Origin of the sequence: Vibrio tritonius, from assembly GCF_001547935.1 — a bacterium.
GTDB lineage: Bacteria > Pseudomonadota > Gammaproteobacteria > Enterobacterales > Vibrionaceae > Vibrio > Vibrio tritonius.
In genome coordinates this window covers 1,710,414-1,726,774 of record NZ_AP014635.1, presented here as the reverse complement: position 1 = coordinate 1,726,774, position 16,361 = coordinate 1,710,414, and the positions used below count along the sequence as shown (strand labels likewise).

General features: G+C 43.5%; 10 protein-coding genes. 9 read left to right on the top strand and 1 reads right to left on the bottom strand.

Going from position 1 to position 16,361, the window contains the following annotated elements; genetic code table 11:
• Positions 1 to 68 precede the first annotated feature (68 nt).
• Positions 69 to 1,865 (bottom strand): ABC transporter ATP-binding protein, encoded by a 1,797-nt coding sequence (locus JCM16456_RS07755; protein ID WP_068713673.1) that lies wholly within the window; start codon positions 1,863 to 1,865, stop codon positions 69 to 71.
• A gap of 91 nt (positions 1,866 to 1,956) precedes the next feature.
• Here JCM16456_RS07755 and JCM16456_RS07750 point away from each other — a divergent pair, with 91 nt between their 5' ends.
• From JCM16456_RS07750 to JCM16456_RS07715, 9 genes are all read left to right on the top strand, one after another.
• Positions 1,957 to 2,430, top strand: a complete 474-nt coding sequence (locus JCM16456_RS07750; protein ID WP_068713672.1) for a GAF domain-containing protein — start codon at positions 1,957 to 1,959, stop codon at positions 2,428 to 2,430.
• Between the two features lie 102 nt (positions 2,431 to 2,532).
• A complete protein-coding gene (proQ, locus tag JCM16456_RS07745) occupies positions 2,533 to 3,162 on the top strand; it encodes an RNA chaperone ProQ (protein ID WP_068713671.1) in 630 nt (209 codons plus the stop codon).
• A gap of 17 nt (positions 3,163 to 3,179) precedes the next feature.
• Positions 3,180 to 5,183: a carboxy terminal-processing peptidase gene (prc, locus tag JCM16456_RS07740; RefSeq protein ID WP_068713670.1), complete on the top strand. Its 2,004-nt coding sequence runs from the start codon at positions 3,180 to 3,182 to the stop codon at positions 5,181 to 5,183.
• Between the two features lie 191 nt (positions 5,184 to 5,374).
• Positions 5,375 to 6,049, top strand: a complete 675-nt coding sequence (locus JCM16456_RS07735) for a hypothetical protein (RefSeq protein WP_068713669.1) — start codon at positions 5,375 to 5,377, stop codon at positions 6,047 to 6,049.
• Positions 6,050 to 6,300: 251 nt separating this feature from the next.
• The gene (gene pepN / locus JCM16456_RS07730; RefSeq protein ID WP_068713668.1) at positions 6,301 to 8,907 is read left to right on the top strand and encodes an aminopeptidase N; all 2,607 of its coding nucleotides are present in this window, start codon (positions 6,301 to 6,303) and stop codon (positions 8,905 to 8,907) included.
• Positions 8,908 to 8,956: 49 nt separating this feature from the next.
• Positions 8,957 to 9,175 carry a DUF2835 domain-containing protein gene (locus JCM16456_RS23265; protein ID WP_082712326.1) on the top strand — a complete coding sequence of 73 codons (219 nt, stop codon included), beginning with the start codon at positions 8,957 to 8,959 and terminating at the stop codon, positions 9,173 to 9,175.
• Positions 9,176 to 9,362: 187 nt separating this feature from the next.
• Positions 9,363 to 14,207 carry an NAD-glutamate dehydrogenase gene (locus JCM16456_RS07725; RefSeq protein ID WP_068713667.1) on the top strand — a complete coding sequence of 1,615 codons (4,845 nt, stop codon included), beginning with the start codon at positions 9,363 to 9,365 and terminating at the stop codon, positions 14,205 to 14,207.
• 73 nt (positions 14,208 to 14,280) lie between these two features.
• Complete coding sequence (gene pyrD, locus JCM16456_RS07720; protein ID WP_068713666.1) at positions 14,281 to 15,291, top strand: quinone-dependent dihydroorotate dehydrogenase; 1,011 nt, start codon at positions 14,281 to 14,283, stop codon at positions 15,289 to 15,291.
• 192 nt (positions 15,292 to 15,483) lie between these two features.
• Positions 15,484 to 16,026 carry a cell division protein ZapC gene (locus JCM16456_RS07715; protein ID WP_068713665.1) on the top strand — a complete coding sequence of 181 codons (543 nt, stop codon included), beginning with the start codon at positions 15,484 to 15,486 and terminating at the stop codon, positions 16,024 to 16,026.
• Positions 16,027 to 16,361 lie beyond the last annotated feature (335 nt).

The following is a 16,361-nucleotide window of genomic DNA, read 5'->3' as shown; positions in this document are numbered from 1 at the left end:
AGTTAATTTTACTAAGTGACAATGTCACTTAGTAAGTTGCTGTGTCGCCCCCCATATGGGGTATCAATTTACTGTGAAGATTGTACTGTACCATAAAGAGTTTGGTATAAGCCCTCTTGATTGACCAGTTCTCCATGTGTGCCCGATTGAGTCACTTTGCCATCTTCTAATACATAAATGAGATCCGCTTGTTTTACTGCAGACAGACGGTGCGCAACAATTAATGTTGTGCGTCCTTGTAGGAACACACTCAGAGCATGATGCAGTGCCGCTTCTGTTGCGGTATCAAGGGCGGAGGTAGCTTCATCAAGAATGACAAATTGAGGGTCAGATAACACCATTCTAGCAATAGCGAGACGCTGACGTTGCCCACCAGAAAGGCGAATGCCATTTCGACCGATTTGCGTATCTAACCCTTTAGTTAATTGCTTAATAACATCGTTCATCTGTGCTACGTCTAAAGCGTTCCATAAGGCCTGCTCGGTGTAATCTTTTCCTAAGGTAAGGTTGTTCCGTAGGGTATCGTTAAAGAGTACGGGCTGTTGTAATACCACCGCAATTTTATCGCGAATGACATCAAACGAAATATCGTCTGTGGTTTCACCATTGTAACGAATGGTGCCAGAGTTTTGCCGATAAACACCGATTAACAATTGGATGAGGGTGGATTTACCCCCACCGCTTGCCCCCACAAGGGCGACTTTTTGTCCGGCAGGAATGGTTAAACTTAAGTGATCGAGCACCGTATTCTCACCGTTATAAGAGAAGGAGACATCTTTCACTTGAACTTCCACGTGACGTTCATCATTAAATGGGTTGATTTTCGATTGAGGGCGATGTTCTTCTTCTAAGCTTAACAGGTCGTTAATGCGTTTGAGCGCTGCTTTGGCACCATACCAAGAAAATTGAATTCCAAGTAGCTCTTGCACTGGGCTGAGCATAAACCATAAGTAGCTGAATACCGCAAAGATTTGACCGATGGTCATATCACTAAACAGCACCATGAGCATGGCCATGGCGCGAAACAGCTCAAAGCCCATTAAAAAGAGCAGAAAAGAGAGACGGCCTGCGGCTTCAGATTGCCAAGCGTACTTATCTGCGTTGATTCTCACATCATTGGCTTGGGCTTTAAGTCGGTGTAGAAACTCTCGTTCTCGGTTTGCTGCACGTAATTGATAGATACCGTCTAGTGTTTCGACTAATCGGCTTTGGAAAGTCTCAAAAGCTTGATTCTCTCGTTTTTTAAGCGACTTAACATTGCTGCCGAGTTTACGCGAGAAATATAAAACAACTGGGTTGACCAATAAAATAAACAGCCCTAAACGCCAATCTAACCAGAGGAGCACTGCGGCAGTGGCGGTGACAGTGAGTAAGCCAATTAAAAACTTACTCAGCGTAGTGCCGATAAATTGGTCAATCGTTTCTATATCTGTGATCAAATGGGCGTTTATTCCACCACTTCCCCGAGTCTCATATTGTTTTATGCTAATTCGCCCCAATTTATCAATCATCTTGCAGCGCATTTGATACGTGATGGTTTTGGAAACCAACGTAAACTGGCGGTTTTGCAAGATGTTAAGTAACTGTCCTATGGTTCTCATGAGAACCACTAAAAACAGTGTAAAAAAGATGTATCCAGTCGCGGTTTGCCATGCCCCAGGGAGAACCTGGTTCATGAGTGCTAAGCCTTTACCAGGCTTATCCAATAGAACTTCATCCACCATTAATGGCATTAAAAGTGGAACAGGAACGCTTACTGCGGTAGCAAGCAGGGCAATAATGTTGGCGAGAATCAGCTTTGACTTATGTCTTTTCGCTTGTGTTATCAGCCAAGAACCGTTAATAGTGTCACTGGAGTACGTCATTAGAGTGGGGAATGCATCCTTATAAAAAGTAAGGCAACATTGTACGAACTACTCGAAGTGAAGTCTTTGTTTTTTTCAATCGGAAGTTTTTATGAATATCGAACAATACCAACGCTTAACCAAACAAGCGGTTTCTCTGGTGGAATCTGAACCTAATCTTATTGCCAACCTTGCCAATGTCAGTGCCTTATTAAATATGGAGCTAGAAGACCTAAACTGGGTCGGGTTCTATTTAATGGACAATGATGAGCTGGTATTAGGCCCATTCCAAGGTTTACCTGCTTGCGTTCGCATTCCGGTTGGTAAAGGTGTGTGTGGTACAGCAGTGTCAACAAATAGCGTGCAACGTATTTATGATGTGCACGAATTTGAAGGACATATTGCTTGTGATGCGGCAAGTAACTCTGAATTGGTTATTCCTTTTTCTATCAATGGTAAAGTTGCAGGTGTACTGGATATTGATAGTCCATCTATTGGCCGATTTAGTGAAATTGATCAACAAGGATTGACCAATTTGATGACTGAAGTGGAAAACCTGCTCAATTCACACGCTAACAACGCATAAATTGGTGTTTACCTGTGGTTTTTCCTAGACAGGTCACTATAATACCGGACATATTTGTCAAAATGTTTAGCGGATATTAAGCCGCACGAACCAGGAATCCTCATGGAAAACACTGAAAAGTTAAAAAACAGCAAAGAAGTGATTGCATATATTGCTGAATGTTTCCCTAAATGCTTTACTTTAGAAGGTGAAGCAAAACCATTGAAAATTGGTATTTTTCAAGACCTTGCTGATCGCCTAAATGACGACCCGAAAGTGAGTAAAACTCAGCTGCGTGCTGCGTTAAGACAGTATACTTCTTCATGGCGCTACCTGCATGGTGTTAAACCTGGTGCTGTACGTGTGGACTTAGATGGCAATGAGAGCGGTGCGCTAGAGCAAGAACATGTTGAACATGCTCAAGCAGCTCTTGCAGAAAGCAAAGCACGTGTAGAAGCGCGTCGTAAAGAGCAAAACAAAAAAGCTCGTGAAGAAGCAAAAGCCAAATCGCCAAAAGCGAAAAAGCCTCAACAGCCTCGTCGTCCACAAGCGAAATCAGCACCTAAAGCAGAAAAGCCAGTGGAAACTCGTTCTTTGAATGCTGATGAAGTAATCGTTGGTAAACAAGTGAATGTCAACATGGGCAAAGGCAACATGGCAGCGACCATTGTTGAAATCAATAAGGAAGATGTGCGTGTTCAACTTGGCAACGGCCTACAAATGGTTGTGAAAGTGGAGCATCTACGCGCATAAAGGAGACATTCCTACGCATGAAATGCCGTTCAAAATTGACTCTGATTGCTGCTAGCGTTTGGCTAGCAGCCTTTTCAGCTGAGGCTGTCGAAGCCACCATTCATGAATCAGATCTGCCTGTACTTGCACCTCAAGCTCAACATGAAATTGCAAGCAAGCGAGTAACTTCTCGATTCACCCGTTCTCATTACAAACACTTCAATCTCGACGACGCGTTTTCGAAGAAAATTTTTGATCGCTACCTAAATATGTTGGATTACAACCACAACATATTTACTCAAGCGGACATCGATTCTTTTAAAACTTGGTCGATGGAACTGGATGATCAACTTAAGGCAGGTGAGAACCAAATCGCTTTCGATTTGTATAACTTGTCTGAGAAAAAACGCTTTGAGCGTTACCAATACGCTTTATCACTGCTTGATCATGAAATTAAGTTCGACACCGATGAGTCAATCGAGTTAGACCGTTCTGAAGAGGCTTGGCCAAAATCGGTCGCGGAGCTTGATGACTTATGGCGTAAACGTGTCAAATACGATGCGTTGAACCTAAAGCTCGCAGGCAAAGAGTGGCCTGAAATCAAAAAGACGCTAACCAAACGTTATGACAATGCGATTAAGCGTTTGACGCAAACCCACAGCGAAGACGTCTTCCAAATGTATATGAATGCGTTCGCTCGTTCTATTGACCCCCACACAAGTTATCTTTCACCACGTAGCGCTGAACAATTCCAAACAGAGATGAATTTGTCTCTCGAAGGAATTGGTGCGGTTCTTCAAGATACTGATGACTACACTGTTGTTCGTTCTTTGGTGAAAGGCGGCCCGGCTGAAAAGGGTAAGCAACTTGCTGAAGGCGATAAAATTATTGGTGTTGGTCAAGACGGCGAGAAAATTGTCGATGTGGTTGGTTGGCGCCTTGATGATGTTGTTCAGTTGATTAAAGGTCCAAAAGGGACCAAAGTGAACTTGCAGGTTATCCCAGAAGGGAAAGATGCAAAAAGTCACGTTGTCACAATTGTTCGAGATAAGATTCGCCTTGAAGACCGAGCGGTTAAATCGAAGATCATGAAACAAGGCGGTAAGCAAATCGGTGTTTTAGAAGTACCAAGTTTTTACGTTGGTCTTGCCAAAGATACCGATAAGCTCATTACCGATCTTAAAGCCAAGCATGTTGATGGTATCGTCGTTGATTTACGAGACAACGGGGGCGGTGCGCTAACAGAAGCAACGGCATTGAGCGGTCTGTTTATTACTAGCGGTCCTGTAGTGCAAGTTCGCGACAGTTATGGTCGCGTAAATGTAAACAGTGATACAGATGGTAAAGAGAGTTACACCGGGCCAATGACGGTGTTGATTAACCGCTATAGCGCTTCGGCATCTGAAATCTTTGCCGCTGCAATGCAAGACTATGGCAGAGCCGTAGTGGTTGGTGAAAACTCTTTCGGTAAAGGTACGGTTCAACAACACCGTTCTCTTAACCACATTTATGATCTGTTTGATCAACCGCTAGGTTACGTTCAATACACGATTCAGAAGTTTTATCGCATTAACGGCGGTAGTACGCAAAATAAAGGTGTCGTACCAGACATTCCATTCCCAACTCCGATTGATCCAAAAGATACCGGGGAAAGTGTTGAAGATAATGCACTACCATGGGATAGCATTGATAAAGCGAACTATCAACCGGTGCAAGATGAGTCGAAATTGATTGTTGAATTAACGGCGCAACATAAGCAACGTATTGCAAAAGACCGCGAATTCGGTTTTATTGCGCAGGATATTGCTAAGTACAAAGCAGAGAAAGATGACAACACGCTTTCTCTTAACGAAAAGGTACGCAAGCAACAATCTGAAGAAGCCGATCAATTACGCCTATCTCGTATTAATGAACGGGAGAAAGCGGCTGGCAAAGCAACCTTCAAAACGTTGCAAGATGTGCCAAAAGATTATCAAGCACCAGATGCTTACCTAGATGAAGCGGTGGATATCACTGTCGACATGGTAAACGATCAGAAATAAGTGTTTTGAAACATTCAAAAAGCGGGCTTAGCCCGCTTTTTTCTTATTTATTCGTTCCATTTTCCTCATATTGCAGTCAGTTTCATAATTGTTTGTGAGTCATAAAAACACAAATCCCCCATAAGGTGTAGGGCACTACACCGTATCTCTCCTACGCTTAGATGAGTAAATTGTGAAATAAGGAGAGGGACATGAAATGGATTAAGCGTATCTTATCCACCTTCATTGTGGTTTTTTCCCCGTTGGTTTGGAGTCATGAGGATAATTCACAGGATTTAACCCAGTTTGACCAACCCCTATTGCTAGGTGATTGGTATTTCATTAATCCCGATCCTGAAAACGCACCAGATAAGTTTGTTGCTATCAAGTTGAGCTTTCATTCCAATTATCAGTTTTCTATTGATGTGCAAAAACAGGATTTTCAAATAGATCACTGGGAAGGGCTCTATTCCGCAACGGAAGACACTATTATGTTGGATATGGGGAACGATTCTCCGCAAATATATCAATATAAGGGTAACCACAATATGCTTTATGTGAATGGTCTCTATTTCACCAAGGCATTGTCGAATAATTTAGCGGGCATGTGGTCAAGTGAGCATGTTACCAGTGATGGTGATCATTTAAGTGACGCTGTCACTAGAGTGGATTTGTTACTTCAGCCTGACTTTGTCTTCTTATTTAGAGCAACAGATGCCAAAGGTGAAGAGAAGGTACATCAAGGCGTTTACTATACAGAAGAAGACCACTTGGTCCTTTTTTATGAGCAGGGTGAGCATGATACTCGCTTCAAACTCACCGATAACAAGCTTACGCTGGAAGTGGAAGATGGTGCCATGCTTGCGGTGATGGACCGGGTGAAATAGTGATTATGCAACAGCTTTAAATTTGTCTAACTGATTAAACACTGTTCAAGGCGAACGAGGTATTTAGCGAAAATACCTCGTTTTTTTTTGCCTAGGGGTTGTTATTCAATCCAACAAGCCTAAGATCGGTATTACCAATTTAATCTAAGCCTGCCATCGTTAGATACCGTTCTCCATTTAGTGTAGTTTGTATCGTGTGCTTAGATTGTTGGCATTTAGTCACATTTCATTATGTCAAAAGGATTACGGCAATGGCTCAAACTCCACAAGCCAAATACAGAAAAGATTATAAACAGCCTTCTCACACGATCACCGATATCGAATTGACGTTCGATTTGCATGATACTGCAACTACCGTTACTGCAGTGTCTTACGTTAAGCAACTTGGTGATGAAACGACACTCGTTTTAGATGGTGAAGGACTCACATTAGAAGCACTAAAAGTGGACGGTGCCGATTGGTCAGATTATACCGCGGACGAATCAAGTCTCGAAATTCGCGAATTGCCTGCGCAGTGTGAACTGACAATTGTGACTTTGATTAATCCAGAAGCGAATACTGCATTAGAAGGATTATACAAATCTGGCGGTGCGTTCTGTACTCAATGTGAAGCGGAAGGTTTCCGTCGTATTACTTATTACTTAGACCGACCAGACGTTCTTGCCAAATACACCACAACCGTTATTGCAGATAAAGAGGCTTATCCATTTTTGCTAAGTAACGGTAACCGTATTGAAGAAGGCCTAGCTGATAACGGTCGCCATTGGGTGAAATGGCAAGATCCTCATCCAAAACCATGTTACCTTTTCGCCCTTGTTGCGGGTGACTTTGATGTTCGTCGTGATCAATACCAAACAAAATCTGGACGTAATGTTGCGCTAGAAGTGTTTGTTGATAAAGGCAACTTAGAACGTGCTAATCATGCAATGGTCTCTTTGATTAATGCGATGAAGTGGGATGAAGAACGCTTCGACCTTGAATACGACCTTGATATCTACATGGTGGTTGCGGTTGATTTCTTCAACATGGGCGCGATGGAAAACAAAGGCTTGAACGTGTTTAACTCTAAATACGTTTTGGCAAATGACCAAACAGCTACCGATGGTGATTACTTAGGTATTGAGTCTGTTATTGGCCATGAGTATTTCCACAACTGGACAGGTAACCGCGTTACGTGTCGTGACTGGTTCCAACTTAGCTTAAAAGAAGGCTTAACGGTTTTCCGTGATCAAGAATTTTCTTCTGATCTTGGTTCTCGTGCAGTAAATCGTATCAACAACGTGCGTGTGATTCGTGGTCCTCAGTTTGCTGAAGATTCAAGCCCAATGTCTCATCCAATTCGCCCAGAAAAAGTTATTGAAATGAATAACTTCTACACCGTAACTGTGTACGAAAAGGGTAGCGAAGTGATTCGCATGATGCACACTTTGTTGGGTGAAGCGGCATTCCAAAAAGGCATGAAGCTGTACTTTGAACGTCATGATGGTACCGCTGCGACTTGTGAAGATTTTGTGGCTGCAATGGAAGATGCTTCTGGTGTTGATCTAAAACAGTTCCGTTTGTGGTACAGCCAATCAGGCACACCAACGCTTACTGTTCAAAGCCAATACGATGCACAAGCGAAAACGTATTCTTTGACGGTTGAGCAGGTAACCGAACCAACTCATGAGCAAAAAGATAAACAGCCACTGCATATCCCATTCGACATTGAATTGTATGCAGCCGATGGCTCAGTTATTGAGTTACAACGTAACGGTAAGTCAGTGCATAACGTACTTGATGTGAAAGAAGCGAAGCAAACATTTGTGTTTGATAATGTTGCTGAACAGCCAATTCCATCTCTGTTACGCGAGTTTTCTGCCCCTGTAAAATTGGAATACGAATACTCAGATGAAGAGTTAACCTTTTTGATGGTGCATGCTCGTAACGAGTTTGCTCGTTGGGATGCTGGTCAAATGTTGCTTGCAAAATACATTCGCAGCAATGTTATCAAGGTACAAAATGGTCAGGCAGTTGAACTACCTGAAACCGTGGTTGATGCGTTCCGCGGTGTACTACTAAGCGATGAGCTTGAACCTGCATTTGTGGCAGAAATGCTAGCGTTACCGGGTCACAATGAGGTCTCTGGTTGGTACAAATGTGTCGATGTTGATGCGATTGCTACTGTGCTGCATGCGATGAAAGTTCAACTTGCGACTGAGTTGGAAGATGAATTTAGCGCCACGTACCACACATTGAAACAAGCAGAATATACGATTGATCATGCTGCAATTGGTCAACGTGCACTACGTAATTCTTGCCTAGGTTACTTGGCGTTTACCGAGCAAGGTAACACATTGGTGAAAGCTCAATACCAAGCAGCTAACAACATGACCGATACCATGGCGGCAATGAGCGCGGCCAATAATGCGAAACTAACTTGCCGTGCCGAGATTATGGCGGACTACAGCGAGAAATGGGCGCATGATGGTTTGGTAATGGATAAATGGTTTATTTTGCAAGGGACGAACCCAGCTGAAAATGCACTGCAGACTATTAAAGAAACCATGAACCACGAAGCGTTTAGTTTGAAGAACCCGAACCGTACTCGTAGTTTGATTGGGAGTTTCTTCAACAATAACCCAGTGAACTTCCATGCGAAATCTGGTGAAGGTTATCGTTTTGCTGGTGAGATCTTACGTGAACTCAACAGCAGTAACCCGCAGGTGGCTTCTCGTCTTATTGACCCGTTACTAAAATTCCGCCGCTACGATGAAGCGCGCCAGGCTCTGATCAAAAAAGAGTTGGAAACGCTGAAAGCGATGGATAACTTAGCTCGCGATCTATTCGAAAAAGTGACTAAGGCATTAGAAGCTTAGTTCATTCCTTCGTACAATAAGTGGCATTTCGGTGCCACTTTTTTTATTTATGAATCAATACTTTTTTTCACTAAACATTTCTTACCAAACGTTTCTAAACCATTATTCAGGCCAAGCTTCGACAGTGCTTGTTGTTACCGAAAATGGCTTACGTTTGCAACTTCCTGCTGCACGCCTTCGTCCTTATCTTAGTCAGCTTGGTATAAGAGGGCGGTTTAGGCTAGTTACTGACCAAAATAATAAGATTCAACGGATAGATATTCTATAATTAGCCCGTACACTCCAGAGAGAAATTCCTATCTACCGCACATATTTAACTATTTGTTCTAACAAATGATTTAAAGTGGTTAACATTATGTAAATAAAGTATTTACAATAAGCAGGCATAATCCAATGTAAGCGCTATGCTTACAACACACCAATAACAAAACGTCATTGTAATCTTGGAGTTGCCTATGACCGCGCGTGAAACTCTGATGCCGGTTTTACTTGAAAAAGTGTATCAACTGATTCAAGACCGTGTAGAGCTTGCCCAACAGCCTTTAGTGACTCAGCTTGCTCAGCATCTATTTAGTAATATTTCTCAGGACGATTTAGTCTCACGGAACGAGTCTGATCTGTATGGTGCGATTGTCAGTTTATGGCATCACATCAATGAAAAATCACCGGAAGAACAATCTGTTCGGGTATTTAACCCGACAGTCAGTCGCCAAGGTTGGCAATCCACTCATACCATTGTTGAAATCGTTGTTCCCGATACGCCATTTTTGGTTGATTCGATAAAAATGGCGCTAAGTCGTTTAGATTTAACATCCCACCTAATGCTCAACGGCCCGACTCAGATTGCACGTAATAAACGTGGCTCGATTACGAGTATTAATCAGAGTAAGGGGCACTGGCATTCGCTGTTTCATATTGAGGTTGATCGCCTAAACACCCAAGAAGAAATGGATGAGCTTCGAAGTGAGCTACTCTCAATTCTAGCGGATACCGCTTTAGTGGTGAAAGACTGGCAACCAATGGTAGGGCGTCTTAACCAAGTTATTGAACAATTAGAACAAGAACGAAAACAGATTCCGATCGAAGATGATCGTTTCGCAGAAACCGTGGCATTTCTCCGGTGGCTTGGGGATCATAACTTTACGTTTATGGGCTATAAAGAGTTTGATTTAGTTGAAACGGATGGAGAAAGTGAGTTAAGACCGACCAAGGATGTTGGACTTGGCCTGTTTTCCGATCCTCAACATGTTCGTGGCGTTAAGTTATCTCAGTTCCCTAACTCCGCTCGTCTTGAAGCGCAAAAACCATATCTATTGATTGTGACCAAAGGCAACAAACAATCGCGCATTCATAGGCCTGCGTACACCGATTACGTTGGTATCAAAAAGTTCGATGCCAGTGGCAAAGTCATTGGTGAGCATCGCTTCACGGGGTTATATACCTCAGCGGTGTACAACCAAAGCGTAGAGAGCATCCCACTTATTTGTGAAAAAGTGCAACGTATTATTGATGCCAGTCGGTATCGTCAAGCCTCTTATGCTCACAAAGCATTGCATAATATTTTAGAAAACTACCCGCGCGATGAACTGTTGCAATCGACAGAAGAGGAACTTCTCGAAGTGGGCATGGGTGTGGTGCAAATGCAAGATCGTGACATGCTGCGTTTGTTTGTGCGCCGAGATCCATTTGGCCGTTTCTTTAGCTGTATGGTCTATGTATCCAAAGAGCGTTATAACACCGAACTACGGCGACAAACTCAGCGAATATTTAAGCGCTATTTTGGTTGCCAACAGGATGTGGAATTCACCACGTATTTTTCAGAAAGTCCGCTTGCCCGTACCCATTACATTGTCAGGGTTGATGACAACAATATGGAAATTAATATCAATAAGATCGAACAGAATTTGATGGAAGCGTCCACCAGCTGGGATGATCGTTTGTCTGAAGCGATCATCGCCAATTTTGGTGAAAGTCATGGCTTGCCGCTATCGAAAGAGTACATGCGTGCATTCCCTCGCTCCTACAAAGAAGACATTATGCCAGGCTCAGCCGTGGCAGATATTGAACGTCTAGAAGCTCTTGATGAGAATAACCGTTTAGGTATGTTGTTCTATCGAGCACAAGAAGAACATAAAAACTCCAAAGCGGTACGTTTAAAACTCTACCACCGTGCAGAGCCTATCCACTTGTCAGACGTGATGCCAATGTTGGAAAACCTAGGCTTACGTGTGATTGGTGAATCGCCTTATGAAGTGGTTAAAACCAATCTACAAACTTATTGGATCCTTGACTTCTCAATGTTACATAAGAGCGATAAGTCGGTGGATCTTCGTGAAGCGCGCGACCGATTCCAACAAGCGTTTGCGCAAGTGTGGGCGGGAGAATTGGAGAGTGATGGCTTTAACCGTCTTGTGCTCAGTGCATCATTAACAGGCCGTGAAGTCTCTATTTTACGTGCTTATGCTCGTTATATGCGCCAAGTTGGCTTCCCATTTAGCCAACAATACATTGAGGAAACACTGAATCACTACCCAGATCTAGCTAAAGGGCTGGTGGATCTGTTTGTGCGGCGTTTTGATCCAAAACACAAAGGGTCGCAAAAAGGGCAGCAAGAGTTGATCGCGAAAATGACCGAACAGCTCGAGAATGTGGAAAGCTTGGATGATGATAGGATCATTCGTCGCTATATGGACATGATCTTAGCGACTTTGCGTACTAACTATTATCAAACCGATGAGAATAAGCAGACCAAGCCTTGGTTAGCTTTAAAGATGAAGCCGCGTGATATTCCTGAAATACCTGCGCCCGTACCAGCTTACGAAATCTTTGTTTATGCACCTGACATGGAAGGGGTTCACCTACGTGGCGGTAAAGTCGCTCGCGGTGGCCTGCGTTGGTCTGATAGACAAGAGGATTTCCGTACAGAAATTCTTGGCCTAGTGAAAGCGCAGCAGGTGAAAAATACTGTGATTGTGCCGGTCGGTGCAAAAGGCGGCTTTGTATGTAAGAAACAGCCACTGTTAAGCACTCGTGATGAGATATTTGCTGAAGGGCAGCGTTGTTATAAGCGCTTTATTCGAGCGCTGCTGGATGTGACAGACAACATCATTGAAGGCGAAGTGGTGGGGCCAAAACAGGTGATTCGTCACGATGAAGACGATCCGTATTTGGTTGTCGCTGCTGATAAGGGAACGGCAACGTTCTCCGATTTGGCGAACTCCGTCTCAGATGAGTACCAATTCTGGTTAGGCGATGCATTTGCATCCGGTGGTTCTAACGGTTATGACCACAAAGCGATGGGGATCACCGCAAAAGGTGGCTGGGAATCGGTTAAGCGTCATTTCCGTGAAATGGGAATAGATACTCAAACTACCGACTTCACCGCCATTGGTGTTGGCGATATGGCGGGAGATGTCTTTGGTAATGGTATGTTGCTTTCCAAGCACACCAAATTACTCGCGGCCTTTAACCATCTTCATATATTCCTCGATCCGAATCCAACTGACCCTGAAGCCAGCTGGAAAGAGCGGGATCGTCTCTTTAAATTGCCACGATCCAGTTGGGAGGATTATCAAACCGATTTGATCTCCAAAGGCGGCGGTATCTTCTCACGCAAAGCAAAATCGATCCCGTTATCGAGTGAAGTACAGAAAATGTTGGGTGTGAAGAAGGCAAGTCTTGCACCCAATGATCTGATTAAAGCCATTTTACGCATGGAGGTTGATCTGCTCTGGAATGGTGGGATCGGCACCTATGTTAAGTCATCGGTTGAAACCCATACTGATGTCGGAGACCGAGCCAACGATGGATTACGTATCGATGGACGAGAGCTTAATGCTCGAGTCGTCGGTGAAGGCGGTAACCTCGGGATGACGCAACGTGGTCGTATTGAATACGCACTGAAAGGCGGCCGTGTGAATACCGACTTTGTCGACAACGTTGGTGGTGTTGATTGTTCGGATAATGAAGTCAACATTAAGATCTTCCTCAATACGTTGGTGGCCAACGGTGACCTCACCATTAAACAGCGCAATGAAACATTGGAAAAAATGGAAGAGGAAGTTGGCGTTATTGTGTTAGATGATGCTTATTGCCAATCCGAATCGATCTCTGTTACTGAGCATCAGGGCGTATCGGTGATGAAAGAGCAAATTCGCTTTATTCACACCATGGAAAAAGCGGGCCATCTGGATCGTGGGTTAGAATACATTCCTGATGATGAAACCTTACTGGAACGTGAAAAGCAAGGGGTAGGTCTCACTCGACCTGAGCTTGCTGTGCTGGTTGCGTACGGCAAGATGGTACTGAAAGAGGAATTGGCGTGTGACGGCATCGCCAACGATGATTACCACGCACAGCAGTTGGTGAATTATTTCCCAACCGAGTTGCGCCAACATTACCAAGCCCATATGCCGAATCATCCGCTACGTGCCGAAATCATTGCAACAGCGTTGGCCAACCAGATGGTCAATGAAATGGGATGCAATTTTGTGACACGATTACATGATGAAACGGGCGCCAATGTGGTGGATATTGCGAATGCCTACGCGGCGGCACGTGAAATATTTAGCTTTGCGGATATTTTGAAAAAAGTGCGCCTTGTAGATAATCAAGCAACCACTCAAGCACAATATGATGTGTTGTTCTCAGTAAGACGTACCTTGAGACGTTTAACCCGTTGGTTATTGCGATCTCGTTTGGGTAAACAGTCTGTTCAAGAGCTGATTGATCGTTTCCACGGTGATGTAACCGTGCTAACACAAAAACTTGATCAAGTTCTGGTTGCAGAAGAGGTTACGGAGCATAACGAAGTGGCCAAGCGCTGGGTTGAGCAGGGCATAGACAGTGATACCGCTAACTATGTTGCGCGTTTATCCAGTTTGTACTCTGCGCTCGATATCTCTTGTGTTGCAAAAGAGAACGGCCAAACCATGGAACAGACCGCGTTGGTTTACTTCATGTTGGGCGATCGTTTGTCACTCCATTGGTTCTTGAAGCAAATTAATAGCCAAGCAGTTGATAATAATTGGCAGGCACTTGCTCGCGCGGCGTTCCGTGAAGATCTTGATTGGCAACAGCGTCAATTGACCGCCCAAGTACTATCGTGTGGTTGTTCAATGCAAGAGCTTGACGTGATGAATGCACTGGAGAATTGGTTACAGCTCAATGAGACTTCATTACACCGGTGGGAAAATATACTCAATGAGTTCAAAGTTGGCTCAGTTCATGAGTTTGCAAAATTCTCTGTTGCACTGCGAGAGTTGATGTTGCTCAACTTAAACTGCCAAGTTGCGCAATAATAATTGAATTGTGCTTCGAATACGTCAATAATAACGCCCCGTTTAATCGGGGCTTTTTTCTATCGGAGGCACAATGCTCTACCGCGTAGCCAGAACTGGCTTTTTCAAATTGGATGCAGAGAAGGCGCATGATCTTGCTATCCAAAATTTCAAACGTTTCACCGGCACTCCTCTTGATCTTTTCTATCGTCAACATCTCCCTAATCGTCCAGTTGAATGTATGGGCTTAACGTTCAAAAACCCTGTTGGCTTGGCGGCTGGCTTGGATAAGAACGGTGAGTGTATTGAAGCATTTGGCGCAATGGGATTTGGTTTCGTTGAAGTGGGTACCGTTACGCCACGCCCACAACCAGGTAATGACAAACCACGTCTTTTCCGTTTGATTCCTGCTGAGGGGATCATCAATCGCATGGGCTTCAACAATAAAGGCGTTGATGTTCTTGTAGAGAATGTGAAAAAAGCCAAATACGATGGCATCATCGGCATTAATATCGGTAAGAACAAAGATACACCGATTGAAAATGGGGTAGATGACTATCTGATTTGTATGGATAAAGTCTATGACTTTGCTGGTTATATTGCAGTGAATATCAGTTCTCCAAATACTCCAGGACTTCGTACGCTGCAGTACGGCGAAGCCTTAGATGAATTGTTGGCTGCGCTGAAAGCGAAACAAAGTGAGTTAGCTGAAAAGCACGACAAATATGTCCCATTAGCATTGAAGATCGCTCCAGATTTAAGTGATGACGAATTGCGCCAAATTTGTCAGTCACTATTGAAAAACAAGATTGACGGTGTGATTGCAACCAATACCACATTGGATCGCAGTTTAGTGGAAGGGATGAAGTTTGCATCAGAAACCGGTGGCTTGAGTGGTCGTCCGCTTACATCCCGTAGCACTGAAGTGATTAAGTGTCTTTACCAAGAGCTAGGGGAAGAGATCCCTATCATTGGCGTTGGCGGGATTGATGATTACGTATCGGCTAAAGAGAAATTGATGGCCGGGGCGAAGTTAGTTCAAGTTTATAGTGGTTTTATCTATAAAGGTCCTGGCTTGGTTCGCGATATTGTAACCAATTTATAGAGACCATCAAAAAAAAACCTGCGCAATATTCGATCGAAGAATAAATGTGACAGGGTGACTTTCAGAGGAAATGAGTAATTCATTTCCTCTTTTTTTTTCCTAACTCACTAATAAAATTACCTCTATTCGTTGGCAAAGGTAATTAAGCGTTTACCTAAATTCTAATAATGAAGAGCGTATAGAGAGGGCACAATGCTTAAACCCAGTGACAAATGGACGTGGTACTACTCGGATGGCGAAGGCTATCTGATGTTAGACCTAGACGAGGATATGGTGTTTAGAACCAACCTCAGTCGTAATCTATTAGTTGATTGTGCTTTCGAACGTCATCCTTTTTCCGTTGACGATGCTTCAGATTATCAAACTTACAAAGAACAAATCGCGTATTTACCTTTGAGTGAACCGCGTAAAGCTGAATTGGGCCTTTACTGTGTTGCTGCTAAGCGCTTCCATAAGCCTGTACAGCCTAAGAGCTGGTTCTTTGACTACCAAGGCTATGGTTACGAGCCTCAGATGGGCGATGTAGTGAGTTTGACCAACGGCTACAATCAAGGCCACTTCATCGTACTTGAAGTGGGAGAGAACGCCAGTTTGGTCGCTTTGGTCGATTTGGAATCGTTTAGCTTAAACGGCAGTAAGTCTCTAGAATTCGGTCAGGTCATTAAAGTCATGCACGATAGAATGACCTGTGCAAACCATATACTTGTTCCTCAAACCATAGCCTTAGTCGGCTAAGGTTGAGCTCTTTTCCCTAAGTCATTTCGTTCCTTTGTTTTATTTTCCAATCGGCTTTATGCCGATTTTTTTTGTCTGAAAAACGTCGATGCTACGGACTTAACGCATTGAGGTTGCTCTAAGCTGTGTATTTTTTGTCGCATCTGTTTCGTTATTGTGTGAGGTTTGTGCAAATTAATCGGTCAATCCACCAGCAAAAGTGACACGTTTTCAGCGATTTTTTCTCTTCATACTCATCTAAAATTCCCCGTTTATGCAGAAATGTAGGTAAATTACACCTAAATTAATCATCTGGTATAGACCAATTAAGTAGTGAATAAGCATTCACTTACCTG

Bases quoted from the DNA above. Each gene is read 5' to 3' on its own strand.
- JCM16456_RS07755 (WP_068713673.1), bottom strand. From the start codon at position 1,865: ATGACGTACTCCAGTGACACTATTAACGGTTCTTGGCTGATAACACAA.
- JCM16456_RS07750 (WP_068713672.1), top strand. From the start codon at position 1,957: ATGAATATCGAACAATACCAACGCTTAACCAAACAAGCGGTTTCTCTG.
- proQ (WP_068713671.1), top strand. From the start codon at position 2,533: ATGGAAAACACTGAAAAGTTAAAAAACAGCAAAGAAGTGATTGCATAT.
- prc (WP_068713670.1), top strand. From the start codon at position 3,180: ATGAAATGCCGTTCAAAATTGACTCTGATTGCTGCTAGCGTTTGGCTA.
- JCM16456_RS07735 (WP_068713669.1), top strand. From the start codon at position 5,375: ATGAAATGGATTAAGCGTATCTTATCCACCTTCATTGTGGTTTTTTCC.
- pepN (WP_068713668.1), top strand. From the start codon at position 6,301: ATGGCTCAAACTCCACAAGCCAAATACAGAAAAGATTATAAACAGCCT.
- JCM16456_RS23265 (WP_082712326.1), top strand. From the start codon at position 8,957: ATGAATCAATACTTTTTTTCACTAAACATTTCTTACCAAACGTTTCTA.
- JCM16456_RS07725 (WP_068713667.1), top strand. From the start codon at position 9,363: ATGACCGCGCGTGAAACTCTGATGCCGGTTTTACTTGAAAAAGTGTAT.
- pyrD (WP_068713666.1), top strand. From the start codon at position 14,281: ATGCTCTACCGCGTAGCCAGAACTGGCTTTTTCAAATTGGATGCAGAG.
- JCM16456_RS07715 (WP_068713665.1), top strand. From the start codon at position 15,484: ATGCTTAAACCCAGTGACAAATGGACGTGGTACTACTCGGATGGCGAA.